We start from the raw sequence: 16,567 nt of genomic DNA, 5'->3' as shown, positions 1-16,567 counted from the left end.
GTCAGGACACCAATCCGGTGAGTACGGCGAACGGGACCACCAGGTACCCGGCGCAGAGCAGCACGGCGAAGATCAGAGCCGCGGTACGCGCCCTGCGCTCGCCGCGGGGCGTCTGCTGGCCGAGGCTGCGGAACGCGCTGAACGCGCCGTGGCGCAGGTGGAAGCCCACCGCGAGGATGGCCAGCGTGTAGAAGAGCGTGACGTACCAGCGCTCCGGGGCGAAGTCGGCGACGACGTTGCCGTACGGCTTGCTGGCGTCGCCGACCGGGTTCAGCGTGCCGGTGGTCAGGTCCAGCAGGTGGTAGATCACGAAGAGCAGGATGATCACTCCACCCCAGCGCATCGTGCGGGCCGCGTAGCTGCCGTTGACCTTCTTGCGGTGGGCGTACTTGACCGGGCGGGCGGCGCGGGCCCGACGGGCCAGCACGGTGGCGGCCACGATGTGGGCGACGACCGCCACCACCAGCACCGTGCGCAGGATCCACAGGAACCAGACGCCGGGCAGCAGTGGCTTGCCGATGTCGCGCAGCCAGTGCGCGTAGTGGTCGAACGAGGTCTCCCCCGTGAACACCTTCAGGTTGCCGAGCATGTGGGCGATGAGGAACAGCGCCAGCAGGATGCCCGTCACCGCCATGACGGCCTTGAGGCCGACGTTCGAGCGGATGGGCGACCGAGTCTTCGTGATTACCACAGGACCGACGCTAGGAGCACTTCGATCAGTCGTCCAATGCATCAAACTCGCAGTGTTGATAGCCGTAGGCTATGTAGATGCAGCTCCATCAGCTCCGGTACTTCGTCGCGGTGGCCGAAGTACGACATTTCACCCAAGCCGCCGACCTCGTGGGCATCACTCAGCCTTCTCTCAGTAAGCAAATTCACGCTCTGGAGGCCGACCTCGGGGCACCACTGTTCGAGCGGCTAAGGGGCAACATCGCGCTCACCGCGGCGGGGGAGGTGCTGCTGCCGTTGGCCACCCGGATCCTCGCCGACGTGGAGACCGCGACCCGGGAGGTCCAGGAGTTGGTCGGGCTGCGCCGGGGCCGGGTCCGGCTCGGAGCCACCCCCAGTCTGGCCACCTCGCTCGCCCCGCCGGTGCTGCGCCGCTTCCGCGACGCGCACCCCACCGTCGACCTGCGCGTCGAAGAGGGCGGTTCGCAGGACCTGGTCCGCGACCTGCTCCGCGGCGACCTCGATCTGGCCCTCATCATCATGCCGGCGCAGGGGGCCGACCCGGGGCTGCGGGTCGACCCGATCCTGCGCGAGAGCCTGGTGGTGGCCTCGGTGGGGGAGGTGCCCACCGCGTCGCTGACCGGGGAGGTGCGGATCACCGACCTGCGGGACCAGCCGATGGTGATGTTCCGGGAGGGGTACGACCTGCGCGACGCGACCATCCAGGCGTGTCGGGAGGCGGGCTTCGAACCCACCTTCGCCGTGGACGGCGGCGAGATGGACGCAGTGCTCAGCTTCGTCGAGGCGGGCCTCGGCATCGCTCTCGTGCCCGGCATCGTGCTGGCTCGCCGGCCGGGCGTGCGGATCACCCCCCTCGCCCCGCCCGGGGTGCGGCGGACCATCGCGGTGGCCCGTCGGCGCGACGTCGTACCCACCCATGCCGGCCGGGAGCTTCGGCGCATCCTGCTCGACTACATCCAGTCGGCGATCGACCTCGGCGAACTGCCCCCGGGCGTCGAGCCACTGACCTGACCCGCCGACGCGCCGCCGTGAAGAGGCCGGACGGGGGCCGCCGCCGCGACGTGGTCGGCAGCGGCCCGGCCGTCGGCTCAGCGGCCCTCGGCGTCGTCCATCGCCCGGTAGATCCGCTGCTCGGAGACGGGGTACGGGGTGCCCAGCGCCTGGGCGAAGACGTTCACCCGCAACTCCTCGATCATCCAGCGGATCTGCCGGACGGCCGTCTCCTGGCGGCGGGCCGGCGACAGGTTGGCGAGCAGGTCGGCGTACTCCTTCTGCACCACAGCGATCCGGTCCTGCTGCTGGCGGTCCCGCTGCGGGTTGCCGCCCAGCCGCTCCAGCCGACGCTCGATGGCGGTGAGGTAGCGCAGCAGGTCGGGCAGGCGCGCGTACCCGGTCTCGGTGATGAAACCGGCGTGCACCAGCCCGGCGAGCTGGCTGCGGATGTCGGCCAGCGCTGCCACCACGGCGAGGTTGCGGGTCGCGCCGAGCCGCTGCTCGACGGCGTACGCGGCGGCGAGGACCTTGCGGACCCGGTCCATCACCTCGACGACGGTGTCGACCAGGTCGGCGCGGACCTTCTCGCGCAGGGCCGCGAACCCGTCGGCGTCCCACGCCGGCCCGCCGGCCACACCGATCAGCCGGTCGATGGCGGCGCCCGCCGCGTCCTCGATCAGCTCCTGGACGCCGCCGTGCGGGTTGCGGCTCAGCGCCAGCTTCGCCTCGTTGTCCAGCCGCCCCTGGAGGAACCGCGCCGGGGACGGCACGGTGAGCCGCAGCAGCCGGCGGGTGCCGGCCCAGTGCGCCGCCTCCGCCTCGGCGGGGGAGTCGAACACCTTCACCCCGACCGTGGCGCCCTCGTCGACCAGAGCCGGGTACGCGGTGACCGCGTAACCGGCACGGACCTGCTCGATGGTCCGGGGCAGCGTGCCGATGCTCCACTCGCGCAACCCGGTACGGGCCACCTCCGGTGCGGCGGCCGCCACCACCTGGCGTACCTCCTGGCGGAGTTGGCGTTGCAGGGCCGGCAGGTCCTTGCCCTCGGCGACCGGCTTCTCGTCGTCGCCGAGGACCCGGAAGGTCACCCGCAGGTGCGCCGGAAGCTTGCCCGGCTCCCAGGCGTCGCGGGGCACTGTCACCCCGGTCATCCGGCGCAGCTGCCGGGTGAGCGCGTCCAGCAGCGACTCCTCGCCGGGAGTGATCGCCGCCAGGGCGGCCCGGGCGTAGTCCGGCACCGGGACGAAGTTGCGGCGGATCGCCTTGGGCAGCGAGCGGATCAGCGCGATCACCGTCTCCTCGCGCAGCCCCGGCACCTGCCAGTCGAAGGTCTCCGCCGGCACCTGGTTGAGCAGCGGCAGCGGGATGTCCACTGTGACGCCGTCGTCCGGCGTGCCCGGCTCGAACCGGTAGGTCAGCGGCAGGCGCACCCCGTCGGCCTGCCACTCGTCCGGGTAGTCGTCCTCGTCGACCCCTGGTCGGCCGTCGTTGATCAGCAGGTCACGGGTGAAGGTGAGCAGGTCGGGTTGCTCGCGGCGGGTCTTCTTCCACCAGCTGTCGAAGTGCCGGCCGGAGGACACGTCGGCCGGGATCCGCTGGTCGTAGAAGCCGAAGATGGTCTCGTCGTCGACCAGGATGTCCCGGCGTCGGGCCCGGCTCTCCAACTCCTCGATCTCGGCGAGCAGCCGCTTGTTGTCCGCCCAGAACTGGTGGTGGGTCTGCCAGTCGCCCTCGACGAGGGCGTGCCGGATGAACAGTTCCCGGCTCAGCGTCGGGTCGATCCGCCCAAAGTTGACCTTGCGGGAGCTGACCAGCGGGACGCCGTACAGGGTGACCTTCTCGTAGGCCATCACCGCGGCCTGCTTCTTCTCCCAGTGCGGTTCGCTGTAGCTGCGCTTGACCAGGTGTTGCGCCAGCGGCTCGACCCACTCCGGCTCGACCCGGCCGGCGATGCGCCCCCACAGCCGGGAGGTCTCCACCAACTCGGCGGCCATCACCCAGCGCGGCGGCTTCTTGAACAACGCCGACCCGGGGAAGATCCCGAACTTCGCGCCCCGCGCCCCCAGGTACTCGTGTTTCTGGGCGTCCTTCAGGCCGATGTGCGACAACAGGCCGGGCAGCAGAGACTGGTGCACCTTCGGGGTGTCGATCTCCTCCGGCAGGTCCGCGCCACCCCGGCGGCCCCGGCCGGCGTCCGCGTCGTCCGAGCTGTCGCGCGCCGGCCGCCCGCCACGCCGGTCGCCGTCGGACGGGGTACGCAGCACCTGGCGCAGCTGGCTGACGATGTCCTGCCACTCGCGGATGCGCAGGTAGTTCAGGTACTCCGCCTTGCACATCCGGCGGAACGCGCTGGAGGAGAGCTCCCGCTGCTGCTCGCGCAGGTAGCGCCACAGGTTGAGGTAGGCGACGAAGTCCGACTCCTTGTCGGCGAACCGGGCGTGCGCCTGGTCGGCCTGGGCCTGCTTCTCCGCGGGCCGCTCCCGCGGGTCCTGGATGGAGAGCGCGGCGGCGATCACCAGCACCTCGGTGGCGCAGCCGTTGCGTTCGCCCTCGACCACCATTCGGGCCAGGCGCGGGTCGACCGGCAACTGGGCCAACCGCCGGCCGAGCGCGGTGAGCCGCTTCGCCGGGTCGGCCTCGGTCGGGTCCAACGCGCCCAGCTCGTGCAGCAGGTTGACGCCGTCGGTGATGTTGCGCTTGTCCGGCGGGTCGATGAACGGGAACGCGGCGAGGTCGCCGAGCCCGATCGCCGTCATCTGGAGGATGACCGACGCCAGGTTGGTCCGCAGGATCTCCGGGTCGGTGAACTCGGGCCGGGAGAGGAAGTCCTGCTCGTCGTAGAGGCGGATGCAGATGCCGTCCGAGGTACGACCACACCGGCCCTTGCGCTGGTTGGCCGACGCCTGGGAGATCGGCTCGATCGGCAGCCGCTGCACCTTGAGCCGACTGGAGTAGCGGGAGATGCGGGCGGTGCCCGGGTCCACCACGTACTTGATGCCGGGCACTGTCAGGGAGGTCTCCGCGACGTTCGTGGCGAGCACCACCCGGCGCGAGGAGTGCGCGGCGAACACCCGGTGCTGCTCGGCGGAGGAGAGCCGCGCGTACAACGGCAGGATCTCGGTGCCGAGCAGCGTTCGCTTCTTCTGCACCAGCTTGCCCAGCGCGTCGGCGGTGTCCCGGATCTCCCGCTCGCCGCTGAGGAAGACCAGGATGTCGCCGGGGCCCTCGGCGGCCAGCTCCTCGACGGCGTCGCCGATCGCCTGGATCTGGTCGCGGACGTTCTCGTCGTCGCCGTCGCCGTCCTCCTCGCCCTCGGCGAGCTCGACGAGGGGCCGGTAACGCACCTCCACCGGGTAGGTACGCCCCGAGACCTCGACCACCGGCGCGGGCACGCCCTCCGGCTCGTCGGCGGTGGGTGGGCCGGCGAAGTGCCGGGCGAACCGGTCGGTCTCGATGGTCGCCGAGGTGATGATCACCTTGAGGTCGGGTCGTCGGGGCAACAGCTCCCGCAGGTACCCGAGGATGAAGTCGATGTTGAGGCTGCGCTCGTGCGCCTCGTCGATGATCAGGGTGTCGTACTGGCGCAGCATCCGGTCGGTCTGCAACTCGGCCAGCAGGATGCCGTCGGTCATCAGCTTCACCAGGCTGCGCTCGCTGACCTGGTCGGTGAAACGCACCTTGTAGCCGACCACGTCGCCCAACTCGGTGCCCAGCTCGTCGGCGATCCGGTCGGCCACCGTCCGGGCGGCCAACCGCCGGGGCTGGGTGTGCCCGATCAGGCCGTGCACCCCGCGCCCCAACTCCAGACAGATCTTGGGGATCTGGGTGGTCTTGCCGGAGCCGGTCTCGCCCGCCACGATCACCACCTGGTGATCGCGGATGGCGGCGGCGATGTCGTCCTTGCGCTCACTGACCGGCAAGCCCACCGGGTACGTGATCACGGGCACCGCCGCCTGCCGGGCGGCGAGCCGCTGCTCGGCCCGGACCAGGTCGGCGGTGATCTCGGTCAGCGCCGCCTCCCGACGCTGCGGGTCGCGCAGCTTGCGGGCACCGTCCAGTCGCCGCTGGAGCCGGCGCTGGTCGCGGAACATCAGAGGTGTGAGACGGCGGTGCAGCTCGCGAACGGGGTCGGACGCGACGGAGGCGGTTGGATTCTGCATGTCGTGCCCAAGGATAGGCAGCCCGGCGGCGCACCGCCCCTGGGTTACCGAGCGGCCGGCTCTCCGACGGCCACCTCCGGTCCCTTGAGGGCCACGAGCGGGCCCTAGAGTTGGCGGCCGACGTCGAGCGCTGGGGGAGCCGGATGGAGATGCGCGACACCGACCGCGCGTTGGTGCAGGCTGCCACGGCGGTCTCCAAGCTGCGCTGTCGCAGCCAGCACCACACTGTCGCGTCGGCGGCCCGGACCGCGGACGGGCGGGTCTTCAGCGGCGTGAACGTTCAGCACGCCACCGGAGGGGCCTGCGCCGAACTTGTCGTGATCGGCACGGCCGCCACGCAGGGCGTCACCGCCCTGGAGACGATCGTCACCGTCGCCGACCGTGGCCGCGAGGTCGTCGTGCCCTGTGACCGGTGCCGGCAGGTGCTGGGGGACTTCTTCCCGCACCTGCGGGTGGTCGTCGGCCCGATGGACGCCCTGCGGGTGGTCCCGCTCGGTGAGTTGCCGGCGGAGACCGGCAGCGGCTCGGCCGGCTGACCGGGCCCGGGGTCAGTCCCCGGAGGCCGCATCCAGCATCGACTGCGGCACCGGCACGCTCTCGAACCGCAGGGTGCCCTCCGGAAGCAGCCACGACGTGACCCGCGCGACCAGGCGACCGGCCCGCACGGCGGGGTCGTTGGCGAACAGCGCGCGTGCCTCGTCCGGGGCGATGGACAGCACCACGAAACCCCTCAGCTGCTCGTCGTCGGGGTGCAGGAACGGGCCGGCCGCGAGCACCAGCCCCTGCTGCACGAGGCCCGCCTGGTGGGCCAGGTGCGCGTCCCGCAACCGGTCGATCGCGTCCTGCGGCAGCTCCGGCGGATCCGACGGCCGGGTCAGCAGGACGACCGTGTGCTGGTCGAATCGCATGAGCCAACCCTAGGTGCGTCGCCCTCTCCGCGCGGGCGTCTGCCCTGCTCAGCCTGTCGCGGATCGACAAGTGCCAGTTAGGTGAGCCTCAACCGAGCGGCTAAGGTAAGGCGAACCTAAGCATGAACGTGCAGGAGACTCGTGACCACCCTCGCCACCCGGCCGACCCCGGCCCGCAACCGGTCCGGCACCCGCACCGGCCGCCGGGTGGCCGTCACCGTCGGGGCCGCGCTGGTGCTGCTGCTCACCGTGCTGGCCAGCTTCGCGCTCGGCAGCCGACAACTCGGCGTCGACCAGGTCTGGCACGCGCTCGTCGCGCCGGACGGCGGCGACGCCAGCACCATCGTCCGTGAGCTGCGGATGCCCCGGACCGCGCTCGGCCTCGCGGTCGGGCTCGCGCTGGCCGTGGCCGGCGTGCTGTTCCAGGCGCTCACCCGCAACCCCCTCGCCGAGCCGCGCATCCTCGGCATCAGCGCGGGCGCGTCGTTCGGGGTGGTACTCGCGATCTCCGTCTTCGGCGTCGGCACGCTCGCCGGGTACGTCTGGTTCGGCATCGCCGGGGCCCTGATCGCCGGGCTGCTGGTTTTCGCCATCGCCACCCGCGCCCGCGAGGGCGCCAGCCCCGTCACCCTCGCGCTGGTCGGCGCGGCGCTCGACGCCAGCCTGGCCTCCGGGGTGTACGCGTTGCTCAGCATCGACGCCCGCACCTTCGAGGAGTACCGCTTCTGGGTGGTCGGCGGGCTGGCCGGACGGGATCTGTCGGTCGCCGCGCAGGTCCTGCCGTTCGTCCTCGTCGGGTTGGTGCTGGCCGCCCTGGTGGCCCGGGGCCTGGACGCGCTGGCCCTCGGCGACGACGTGGCCCGTGGTCTCGGCCACCGGATCGGTCTGGTCCGCCTCGGTGGTGGCCTTGCCGCCGTGCTGCTGACCGGTGCCGCGGTGGCCGCCGCCGGCCCTGTCGCGTTCGTCGGGCTGGCCGTGCCGCACCTGGCCCGCGCCCTGGTCGGCGCGGACCACCGCTGGACCCTCGCCGTCTCCGCCCTGCTCGGGCCGGCACTGCTGCTCGCCGCCGACATCGTCGGTCGGCTCGTCGCCCCGCCCGGTGAGATCCCGGCCGGGATCGTCACCGCGCTGATCGGCGCGCCACTGCTGGCCGTGCTGGTCCGCCGCGCCCGGGTGGTGACCGCGTGACCACCACCCGCCGTTCCTCCGGCCCCGCTGACCCACCCAGCCCTTCCGTGCCGTCCGGACCGGCTGGCGCCGCTGACCCGCCCGGTTCGGCTGGGTCCGCCGGCTTGTCGACCGTCGTGTCCGGCGGCTCGCCTGGCGCCGACTCTGTCCGGTTGCCCGGCCGGTCGCTGCTGCGGATCGGCCCGGTCAGCCTGCTGATCCGCCGTCGCGCGGTGCTGGTGGCCGCCGTGCTGACCGTGCTGCTCATGTTGGCCGTCGTGCTCAGCCTCTCGCTGGGCACCCCGTACGTCGCCCCGGCCGACGTGCTGCGCGCCCTGTCCGGAGCTGGCACCCCGTACGACCTCGTGGTCTTTGATCTTCGGTTGCCGCGGGTCGTGCTGGCGGCCGTGGCCGGCGCCGCCTTCGGCGTGGCCGGCACGCTGATCCAGAGCGTGGCCCGCAACCCACTGGCCAGCCCGGACGTCATCGGCATCACCCAGGGGGCCGGCCTCGCCGCGACCGTGGCCCTGACCAGCGGAATGGCCGCAGTGCTGGTGGCGCCCACCGCGCTGGTGGGCGGGCTGCTCGCGGCGGTGCTGCTGTTCGCTCTCGGTGCCCGGCACGGGCTGGCCGCGCAGCGCTTCGTGCTCGCCGGGGTGGCGGTCGCGTTCGGCTTCCGGGCGCTCACCGAGGTGGTCATGCTCACCGCCGATCCGATCGACGGGTTGCGCGCCCAGATCTGGCTGATCGGCACGCTGGCCGGCAAGGGTTGGACCGAGGCCGCCTGGATCGCCGGCACCCTGCTGGTGCTGCTGCCGGTGCTGGCCTGGGCCGGGTGGGCGCTGAACAGCACCGCCCTGGACGACGACACCGCCCGGGGCGTCGGGCTGCGCCCGGTGGCCCGTCGGATCGGCCTCGCCGGCACCGGCGTCCTCGTCGCCGCGATGGTCACCGCCCAGGTCGGCGCCGTCGACTTCGTGGCGCTGGTCGCCCCGCAGGTGGCCCGTCGGCTGGTACGCGCCGAACGGCCACCGCTGGTCTGCGCGGCGCTGCTCGGCGCCCTCCTGCTGGTACTGGCCGACCTGGCCGGCCGACGCCTGTTCGCACCCACCCAACTACCCGCCGGTGTGCTGACCGCCGCGATCGGCGGCCCGTACCTGATCTTCCTGCTGCTGCGTGGCCGGCGGCGGTCGTCGTGACGCCTCAAGGAGTCGTGTGATGCTCTCCACCCGCGACCTGGTCGCCGGCTACGACGAGCGGACCGTGCTCGACGGGCTCGACCTCGACCTGCCCACCGACGCGTTCACCGTGATCGTCGGACCCAACGCCTGCGGCAAGTCCACCCTGCTGCGCACGATGGCCCGGCTGCTCACCCCCCGCCGCGGCACGGTGCTGCTGGACGGCACCGCCATCCGCGACCTGCCGACCCGGGAGGTCGCCCGCCGCCTCGGAGTTCTGCCGCAGAGCCCGCTGGTGCCCGAGGGCGTCACGGTGGCGGACCTGGTCGGGCGCGGTCGACAGCCCTACCAGCGGTGGTGGCGGCAGTGGTCGTCGGAGGACGGCGCGGCGGTGGACCAGGCGATGGCCCTCGCCGACGTCACCGACCTGGCCGACCGACCGGTGGACAGCCTCTCCGGCGGTCAGCGGCAACGGGTGTGGATCGCCATGACCCTCGCCCAGGACACCGACGCCCTGCTGTTGGACGAGCCGACCACCTTCCTCGACCTGGCCCACCAGGTGGAGGTGCTGGACCTCCTGCACCGGCTGCGCTCCGAGCGGGGCCGCACCGTGGTCGCCGTCCTGCACGACCTGAACCAGGCCGCCCGCTACGCCGACCACCTGGTCGCCATGCGCGCCGGCGCGGTGGTCGCCGCCGGCCCGCCCCGGGAGATCCTCACCGCCGACCTGGTCCGCGACGTCTTCGGGCTGGCCTGCGTGGTCGTGCCCTGCCCGGTGACCGGCGCGCCGCTGGTGGTGCCCTCCTACACCGGCGGCAACGCTCCAACTCCCGCTGCCGCCGGTGACCCCGATTCGTTGACGGCGTCCGTACCGGACGCCCGACCCGCCACCGGCGACGCGGCCAACCCGCTCGCCGGCTCGCACCCCTCGAAAGGACTCTGATGCGTCGTCTCGTCGCAGCTCTCGCCGCGGCCGTCGCCCTCGGCGCCGGCCTCACCGCCTGCGGTGAGAGCGACCCGGTCGCCGGCTCCACCGCCGGGGACACCCGGGAGATCACCCACGCCATGGGCACCACCAAGGTCCCGGCCGAGCCCAAGCGCGTCGTCGTGCTCGACACCGACAAGATCGACACGGCGCTCTCGCTGGGCATCACACCCGTCGGCGCGGCCACCGCCGGTGAGGCGAAGAGCTGGCCCACGTACTTCGGCGCGGACAAGCTCGCCGGCATCAAGGAGGTCGGGGTGCTCACCGAGCCCGACCTGGAGGCGATCAACGCGCTGAAGCCGGACCTCATCCTCGGTAGCAAGTTCCGCCAGGAGAAGTTCTACGACGAGCTGGCCGCCATCGCGCCAACCGTGTTCACCGACAAGGTGGGCATCACCTGGAAGGACAACCTCCTCCTCGACGGCAAGGCGCTCGGCCGTGAGCAGCAGGCCAAGGATCTGCTCGCCACGTACGAGAAGCGGGCCAAGGACTTCGGCGCGACGCTCGGAGACGCCGCCGCACGCAAGGTCTCCATCGTGCGGTTCCTGCCCGGCAACATCCGGGTGTACGGCCCGGACTCGTTCTCCGGCATCGTCATCGGCGACACCGGCCTGGGCCGCCCCGAGCGGCAGCTGCTCGCCAACAAGGAGGACAAGCGCTTCGACCTGGTCAGCCCCGAGCGGATCAACGAGGTCGACGGTGACGTCATCTTCGTGACCGCGTACGGCGACAAGGCCGCCGCCGAGCAGACCAAGGTCGCCGGCGGGACGCTGTGGAAGGGCCTCGGCGCGGTCAAGGCCGGCAAGGCGTACCCCGTCTCCGACGAGGTCTGGATGACCGGCATCGGCGTCGGCGCCGCCAACAAGATCCTCGACGACCTGGCCAAGTACCTCCCCGCCGCCTGACGTCCCACCAGCGCGAGGCGCTCACCCCGCGTGCCCGTGCGAGGCGCTCACCCGCGCACCCGTGCGAGGCAGGCACCCCGCACATCTTCCGCACCCGTGCGCCGGCTCATGATCGTGCTTGATCCAGGAAGTAGTGGCCTCCCTAGGCGGGGAGGCCACTACTTCCATGTTCGAGCGCGATCATCGTCACCGGGGGGAGCGCGAGCGTGCCCGTAGGGCGGCTCGGACCTCGGTGAGGAACCCGTCGAAGTCGTCCCGGAGGCGCTTGGCGGTCAGGTGCAGCACGATCCAGTCGCCGCCGAGCAGTCGGTTGAGGCGTTGACGGTCCCGATGGAACTGCTCGGGGTCGTCGTGCCAGAGTCCGTCGTACTCCACCGCGACCTTGAACTGTGGCCAGGCCAGGTCAAGGCGGGCCACGAACCTGCCGTGATCGGCCACGACCCACTGCGTCTCCGGCCTCGGCAGGCCGGCGAGCACCAGCCCGACCCGGGTGCGGGACTCCTGGGGGGACTCCGCACCCGCGTCGGCCAGGTCGACCGCGCGTAGCAGCGATCGCCAGCCGCGCCGACCGGCCCGACTCAGCGCGTACTCGCGCAGGGCTGGCGCGGTCGTCAGCCGGTTGGCCAGCATGGCGTCGATGACGACCACCGCCTCGATCACATCGAGCCAACGGGCCAGGTCCCAGCAGGTACGCGTGGGGCTGGTCACCGTGATCCCGGCCCGGTCCACGGTGTCGCCGGAGTCGATCTCTCCGTGGTGGACCCGGATGCCGGCGGTCGGGCCGATCCGGGTGGCGGCGGGAACGAGGACGTCGACCGGCTCGCTCGGGCCGGGCTTCGCGCAGCCGTACAGGCCGGCGGCAGCGCGCCCTGCGATGGCCGCACCGGGTGGGACCAACCAGCGTCCGACGGCGGTGCATCTGGTGGTGTGGGTGACTGCGATCTGGGCATCGGCGTAGACGTCGCGGAAGAGCGGTCGCCACGCCGAACTGCGTAGCTCGTTGCGGGTCAGTAGGCCTCGCGAGACGGCGGTCGAACCACGGAAGACCCGACCCCGCAACTGCGGCGGCCGACGAGGAGCTTTCGGCATGGGCCTCAGGCTGGCCGAACCGCTTCGCGTCACGCTGCCCCTGTGGATAACCACGGTCACCACACCGGCGTCGATGCGCGTCGTTATCCCCATGATCGCGCTCGAACATGGATGTAGTGGCCTCCGCTTCTCAGGAGGCCACTACATCCTGGATCGAGCGCGACATGCCGGGCAGGCGCGTGGAGCGTGGAGTGCGTGGGGCGTGGAGTGCGTGGGACGTGGAGAGCGGGGGTGGGTCAGGCGGCGGTGGACCAGATGGCGCGGAAGGCGGCGGCCTCGCCGGAGAGCCATCGTTCGATCTGGTCGGGCTTGGCGTCGGTGGGCATGCGGTGGGCCAGACCGCGGCGGACGTCGACCAGGACCGGCTCGGCGTGCGGCAGCACCGCGTCCATGTGTCGGGCCATCAGGTGCAGGGTGGCGAGCACCGACTCCTCGCTCGGTGGGGCCTCGTCGAAGTGCAGGCGGACCGCTTCGGCGCGGCCGTCGGCGTGGCGTACCCCGAAGTGGGGGTTGATCTTGACGGGCAGGTCGCCCAGCATGGCCAGGGCATCGCGGGTCTGGGCGAGATCGACGGCGGCGGGCTCGCCGAGGGAGTGCAGCCAGGTCGTGGCACCGGGGACGAGCGCCTGGTAGAGCGGGCGCCATCGTGGCTTGACGATGTCGGCCACCCCGGCCAGGTGCGTGCCGCCGGTGTGGAAGGCGATGTCGGCCTTGAGCGCCTTGACGAACTGGCCGTGCGGGTTGAAGCCGGACCGGCTGGCGCGCTGCTTGCGCAGCCCGCCGACGAAGGTCGCCTTGGTGGGGCCGGTGCGGTCGACGTAGCGGGTGAAGCCGAGCAGTGTGGCGTAGGGGGTGAGGGGCGTGGAGGCGGGCGCGGTCACGGGCGTCCTCCCGGATCGTAATCCTGCAGGTCAGGAACTCGATTAGTACATACATTCTAATCGACAGGTCTGACATCGCCCAGCGAAAGAAGGGGCGCGGAAGACGCGACAAAGGGGGCCGTCCGGCATACGGACGACCCCCTTCGAGACGCTCGCTAGAGCTGCCCGACGTCGGTGATCCGCACCACCGCCGCGCCGACCTCGTCCGAGGCCACCAGGTCGATCTCGGCGCTGATACCCCAGTCGTGGTCGCCGTCCGGGTCGTCGAAGATCTGCCGTACGGTCCACCGCTCCCGGCCCTGCTCGATCATGAGCAGCGCCGGACCGCGGGCGTCCGGCCCGACCCCGATCGAGTCGTACGCCTCGAAGTACGGCGCCAGGGCGTCGGCCCACGCGTCGTAGTCCCAGCCGTCCTCGGCGTCCAACTCGGCGAGCAGGTCCCAGCGGCGTAGCGCGGCCAACTCGACGCGTCGGAACAGCGCGTTGCGGACCAGCACCCGGAACGCCCGCGCGTTGCGGGTCACCGCCGGTGGTCGATCGGTCAGGGCGGCGTGCGCCTGGGCCACCTCGGCCACGTCGGACGGGTTACGCAGCCGCTCCCACTCGTCGATGAGACTGGAGTCGACCTGGCGGACCAGCTCGCCCAACCACTCGATGAGGTCGATCAGTTCCTCGGTCTTGGCGTCCTCGGGCACGGTCTGGCGCAGCGTCTTGTACGCGTCGGCCAGGTAGCGCAGGACGAGACCTTCCGAGCGGGTCAGCCCGTAGAACTGCACGTACTCGGTGAAGGTCATGGCCCGCTCGTACATGTCGCGGACGACAGCCTTGGGGGAGAGCTGGTGGTCGGCGACCCAGGGGTGCCCCTGCCGGTACATCTCGTACGCGGCCTCCAGCAGCTCGGCCAGGGGCTTCGGGTGGGTCACCTCGTCGAGCAGTTCGAGGCGCGCCTCGTACTCGATGCCTTCGGCCTTCATGGCGGCGACCGCCTCGCCGCGCGCCTTGAACTGCTGCGCGGAGAGGATCTGCCGGGGGTCGTCGAGGATCGACTCGATGACGCTCAGCACGTCGAGCGCGTACGACGGGGACTCGGCGTCGAGCAGCTCGATGGTGGCCAGCGCGAGGGGGGAGAGCGGCTGGTTGAGGGCGAAGTCGAGCTGGAGGTCGACGGTGAGCCGGATTCGCCGGCCGGTCTCGTCCGGCTCGGGCAGTTCCTCGACCACCCCGCCGGCACGCAGAGCCCGGTAGATGGCGATCGCGCGGCGGATGTGCCGGCGCTGCGCGGCGGGCTCCTCGTGGTTGTCGGTGAGCAGGTGCCGCATCGCGGTGAACGCGTCCCCGGGCCGGCCGATGACGTTGAGCAGCATCGAGTGGCTGACCTGGAAGCTGGAGGTCAGTGGCTCCGGCTCGGCGTCGACGAGTCGGTCGAAGGTGGGCTGACCCCAGCCGATCGAGCCCTCCGGCGGCTTCTTGCGGACCACCTTGCGCCGCTTCTTCGGGTCGTCACCGGCCTTGGCGAGGGCCTTCTCGTTGTCGATGACGTGCTCCGGGGCCTGCACCACGACCCGGCCGATGGTGTCGTAGCCGGCCCGGCCGGCCCGCCCGGCGATCTGGTGGAACTCCCGGTTCTTCAGCAGCCGGGTACGGACCCCGTCGTACTTGGACAGGCCGGTGAACAGCACGGTGCGGATCGGCACGTTGATGCCGACGCCGAGGGTGTCGGTGCCGCAGATGACCTTGAGTAGGCCGGCCTGGGCGAGGGTCTCCACCAGGCGGCGGTACTTGGGCAGCATGCCGGCGTGGTGCACGCCGATGCCGTGCCGGACCAGCCGGGACAGCGTCTTGCCGAAGCCGGCGGTGAACCGGAAGCCACCGATCGCCTCGGCGATCATGTCCTTCTCGGCGCGGGTGCAGACGTTGACGCTGGTCAGCGCCTGGGCGCGTTCCAGCGCGGCGGCCTGGGTGAAATGCACCACGTACACCGGGGCCTGCTTGGTCTCCAGCAGTTCCTCAAGCGTCTCGTGCAGCGGCGTCATCGCGTACGAGAAGATGAGCGGGACCGGCCGCTCCGCCGTGCGCACGACGGCGGTGGGCCGCCCGGTGCGCCGGGTCAGGTCGTCGACGAAGCGGGTGGTGTCCCCCAGAGTGGCGGACATCAGGATGAACTGGGCCTGCGGCAGCTCGATGATCGGCACCTGCCACGCCCAGCCCCGGTCGGGCTCGGCGTAGAAGTGGAACTCGTCCATGATCACCTGGCCGACATCGGCCTTGGTACCCTCGCGCAGCGCCAGGTTCGCCAGGATCTCCGCCGTGCAGCAGATGATCGGGGCGTCGGCGTTGACGCTGGCGTCGCCGGTGAGCATGCCGACGTTCTCGGCGCCGAAGACCTCGCAGAGCGCGAAGAACTTCTCCGACACCAACGCCTTGATCGGCGCGGTGTAGAAGGTCGTCCGGCTGTCGGCGAGGGCCGCGAAGTGCGCGGCGATCGCCACCAGGCTCTTACCCGAGCCGGTGGGCGTGTTCATGATCAGGTTGGCGCCGGAGACGATCTCGATGACCGCCTCTTCCTGATGGGGGTAGAGGTCGAGGCCGCGCTCCTTCGCCCAGCCGGCGAACGCGTCGAAGAGGGTGTCGGGGTCGGCGCTTGTCGGCAGCGCGGCGGTGAGCGTCATAGCCTGTCCATGGTGCCTGGATCATGCCCCGGTACGCCAACCCGGCCCGCACCGGACCCCCGCCGGGCCGCCCCGAACGCGCCGCCGAATGCCGGTTCGGGCGTTTCGCCGGTCACCGTCGGCGGTACAGCAGGTCGGCGACCGGCCGACCGGCCCTGATCGCTCGCCGCTCGAACTTCGTCACCGGTCGGTGCGCCGGCCGTGGCGCGAAGCCGCCGTACGTGTCCACCAGCTCCGGGTCCGCCTCCAGCGTCTCCCGCATCACGTCGGCGTACTCGGCCCAGTCGGTCGCGCAGTGCAGCATGCCGCCGGAGCGCAGCCGGGACCGCAGCAGCGCCACGTGCGCCGGTTGGATGAGCCGCCGCTTGTGGTGGCGGGACTTCGGCCACGGGTCTGGGAAGAAGACGTGCACGGCGTCCAGCACGCCCTCGGGCAAGCCGCTGACCAGGGACAACGCGTCACCCTGCGCCACCCGCACGTTGCGCAGGCCACCACGCTCCACCAGGTCGAGCAGGTTGGCGATTCCCGGCGTGTGCACCTCGACCGCCAGATAATCTCGATCCGGGTCGGCAGTGGCCATCGCAGCGGTGCTGTCGCCCATGCCCGAGCCGATCTCGAGCACCACGGGCGCCCGGCGACCGAACAGGTCGGCCAGGTCGACGGGCAGCACAGGTCCGTCCGGCACATCGAGGCCGTACGCGGGCCAGAGCCGGCTCAGCGCGTCGGTCTGCCGGTCGCTCATCCGACCCCGGCGGGGGTGGAACGTGCGGATCGTCCGGCTCGCGGGCGGGACGGCGGGGTCATGGTCGGTGGCGGTCACAGCGACCCGAGCGTACGCGACGCCGCCGGCGGATCGGATGTGATGTGCGACCGGAAATGAGAGGATCCAACTGGTACGGCAGGTCGGGTGCTCCACCGCCCGACCCGGCCGCACGGCGTCGA

13 protein-coding genes are annotated in these 16,567 nt (G+C 71.7%); 6 read left to right on the top strand and 7 right to left on the bottom strand.

The features are described from left to right. Position 1: 1 nt before the first annotated feature. A complete protein-coding gene (locus ABTW72_RS08785) occupies positions 2 to 733 on the bottom strand; it encodes a succinate dehydrogenase cytochrome b subunit (RefSeq protein WP_181539347.1) in 732 nt (243 codons plus the stop codon). Between the two features lie 35 nt (positions 734 to 768). Here ABTW72_RS08785 and ABTW72_RS08780 point away from each other — a divergent pair, with 35 nt between their 5' ends. Then, the gene (locus ABTW72_RS08780; protein WP_350856065.1) at positions 769 to 1,701 is read left to right on the top strand and encodes a LysR family transcriptional regulator; all 933 of its coding nucleotides are present in this window, start codon (positions 769 to 771) and stop codon (positions 1,699 to 1,701) included. 77 nt (positions 1,702 to 1,778) lie between these two features. Here the strand turns inward: ABTW72_RS08780 and hrpA are convergent, their stop codons facing one another. Then, positions 1,779 to 5,843 (bottom strand): ATP-dependent RNA helicase HrpA, encoded by a 4,065-nt coding sequence (gene hrpA, locus ABTW72_RS08775; RefSeq protein WP_350856062.1) that lies wholly within the window; start codon positions 5,841 to 5,843, stop codon positions 1,779 to 1,781. A 143-nt stretch (positions 5,844 to 5,986) separates the two neighbouring features. Between hrpA and ABTW72_RS08770 the strand changes: the two genes are divergently transcribed. Beyond that, a complete protein-coding gene (locus ABTW72_RS08770; RefSeq protein ID WP_350856059.1) occupies positions 5,987 to 6,379 on the top strand; it encodes a cytidine deaminase family protein in 393 nt (130 codons plus the stop codon). A gap of 12 nt (positions 6,380 to 6,391) precedes the next feature. Here the strand turns inward: ABTW72_RS08770 and ABTW72_RS08765 are convergent, their stop codons facing one another. Then, positions 6,392 to 6,751: a YciI family protein gene (locus tag ABTW72_RS08765; RefSeq protein ID WP_350856056.1), complete on the bottom strand. Its 360-nt coding sequence runs from the start codon at positions 6,749 to 6,751 to the stop codon at positions 6,392 to 6,394. Positions 6,752 to 6,892: 141 nt separating this feature from the next. On the opposite strand from ABTW72_RS08765, the gene ABTW72_RS08760 reads away from it, so the two are divergent. From ABTW72_RS08760 to ABTW72_RS08745, 4 genes are all read left to right on the top strand, one after another. Continuing rightward, positions 6,893 to 7,939 carry a FecCD family ABC transporter permease gene (locus tag ABTW72_RS08760; protein ID WP_091401545.1) on the top strand — a complete coding sequence of 349 codons (1,047 nt, stop codon included), beginning with the start codon at positions 6,893 to 6,895 and terminating at the stop codon, positions 7,937 to 7,939. Positions 7,940 to 8,091: 152 nt separating this feature from the next. Further along, positions 8,092 to 9,117, top strand: coding sequence for a FecCD family ABC transporter permease (locus ABTW72_RS08755; RefSeq protein ID WP_350856053.1), 1,026 nt, complete (start codon positions 8,092 to 8,094; stop codon positions 9,115 to 9,117). A 19-nt stretch (positions 9,118 to 9,136) separates the two neighbouring features. Next, a complete protein-coding gene (locus tag ABTW72_RS08750; RefSeq protein ID WP_350856050.1) occupies positions 9,137 to 10,039 on the top strand; it encodes an ABC transporter ATP-binding protein in 903 nt (300 codons plus the stop codon). Beyond that, a complete protein-coding gene (locus ABTW72_RS08745; RefSeq protein WP_350856047.1) occupies positions 10,039 to 10,986 on the top strand; it encodes an ABC transporter substrate-binding protein in 948 nt (315 codons plus the stop codon). The genes ABTW72_RS08750 and ABTW72_RS08745 overlap by 1 nt, the downstream gene beginning before the upstream one ends. Positions 10,987 to 11,172: 186 nt before the next feature. On the opposite strand, the gene ABTW72_RS08740 is transcribed toward ABTW72_RS08745, so the two are convergent. From ABTW72_RS08740 to trmB, 4 genes are all read right to left on the bottom strand, one after another. After that, entirely contained in the window at positions 11,173 to 12,075 is a 903-nt protein-coding gene (locus tag ABTW72_RS08740) for an endonuclease domain-containing protein (protein ID WP_350856039.1), read from the bottom strand. A gap of 236 nt (positions 12,076 to 12,311) precedes the next feature. After that, positions 12,312 to 12,956 carry a hypothetical protein gene (locus ABTW72_RS08735; protein ID WP_091401551.1) on the bottom strand — a complete coding sequence of 215 codons (645 nt, stop codon included), beginning with the start codon at positions 12,954 to 12,956 and terminating at the stop codon, positions 12,312 to 12,314. Between the two features lie 155 nt (positions 12,957 to 13,111). After that, positions 13,112 to 15,625 (bottom strand): DEAD/DEAH box helicase, encoded by a 2,514-nt coding sequence (locus ABTW72_RS08730; protein ID WP_112584661.1) that lies wholly within the window; start codon positions 15,623 to 15,625, stop codon positions 13,112 to 13,114. Positions 15,626 to 15,737: 112 nt separating this feature from the next. Continuing rightward, a complete protein-coding gene (gene trmB, locus ABTW72_RS08725) occupies positions 15,738 to 16,445 on the bottom strand; it encodes a tRNA (guanosine(46)-N7)-methyltransferase TrmB (protein WP_502892174.1) in 708 nt (235 codons plus the stop codon). Between the last annotated feature and the right edge of the window lie 122 nt (positions 16,446 to 16,567).

This window comes from Micromonospora sp. NPDC127501, from assembly GCF_040302185.1.
Lineage (GTDB): Bacteria > Actinomycetota > Actinomycetes > Mycobacteriales > Micromonosporaceae > Micromonospora.
This window is presented reverse-complemented; position numbering and strand designations above follow the sequence as displayed.

Bases quoted from the DNA above. Each gene is read 5' to 3' on its own strand.
- ABTW72_RS08785 (WP_181539347.1), bottom strand. From the start codon at position 733: ATGCATTGGACGACTGATCGAAGTGCTCCTAGCGTCGGTCCTGTGGTA.
- ABTW72_RS08780 (WP_350856065.1), top strand. From the start codon at position 769: ATGCAGCTCCATCAGCTCCGGTACTTCGTCGCGGTGGCCGAAGTACGA.
- hrpA (WP_350856062.1), bottom strand. From the start codon at position 5,843: ATGCAGAATCCAACCGCCTCCGTCGCGTCCGACCCCGTTCGCGAGCTG.
- ABTW72_RS08770 (WP_350856059.1), top strand. From the start codon at position 5,987: ATGGAGATGCGCGACACCGACCGCGCGTTGGTGCAGGCTGCCACGGCG.
- ABTW72_RS08765 (WP_350856056.1), bottom strand. From the start codon at position 6,751: ATGCGATTCGACCAGCACACGGTCGTCCTGCTGACCCGGCCGTCGGAT.
- ABTW72_RS08750 (WP_350856050.1), top strand. From the start codon at position 9,137: ATGCTCTCCACCCGCGACCTGGTCGCCGGCTACGACGAGCGGACCGTG.
- ABTW72_RS08745 (WP_350856047.1), top strand. From the start codon at position 10,039: ATGCGTCGTCTCGTCGCAGCTCTCGCCGCGGCCGTCGCCCTCGGCGCC.
- ABTW72_RS08740 (WP_350856039.1), bottom strand. From the start codon at position 12,075: ATGCCGAAAGCTCCTCGTCGGCCGCCGCAGTTGCGGGGTCGGGTCTTC.
- ABTW72_RS08730 (WP_112584661.1), bottom strand. From the start codon at position 15,625: ATGACGCTCACCGCCGCGCTGCCGACAAGCGCCGACCCCGACACCCTC.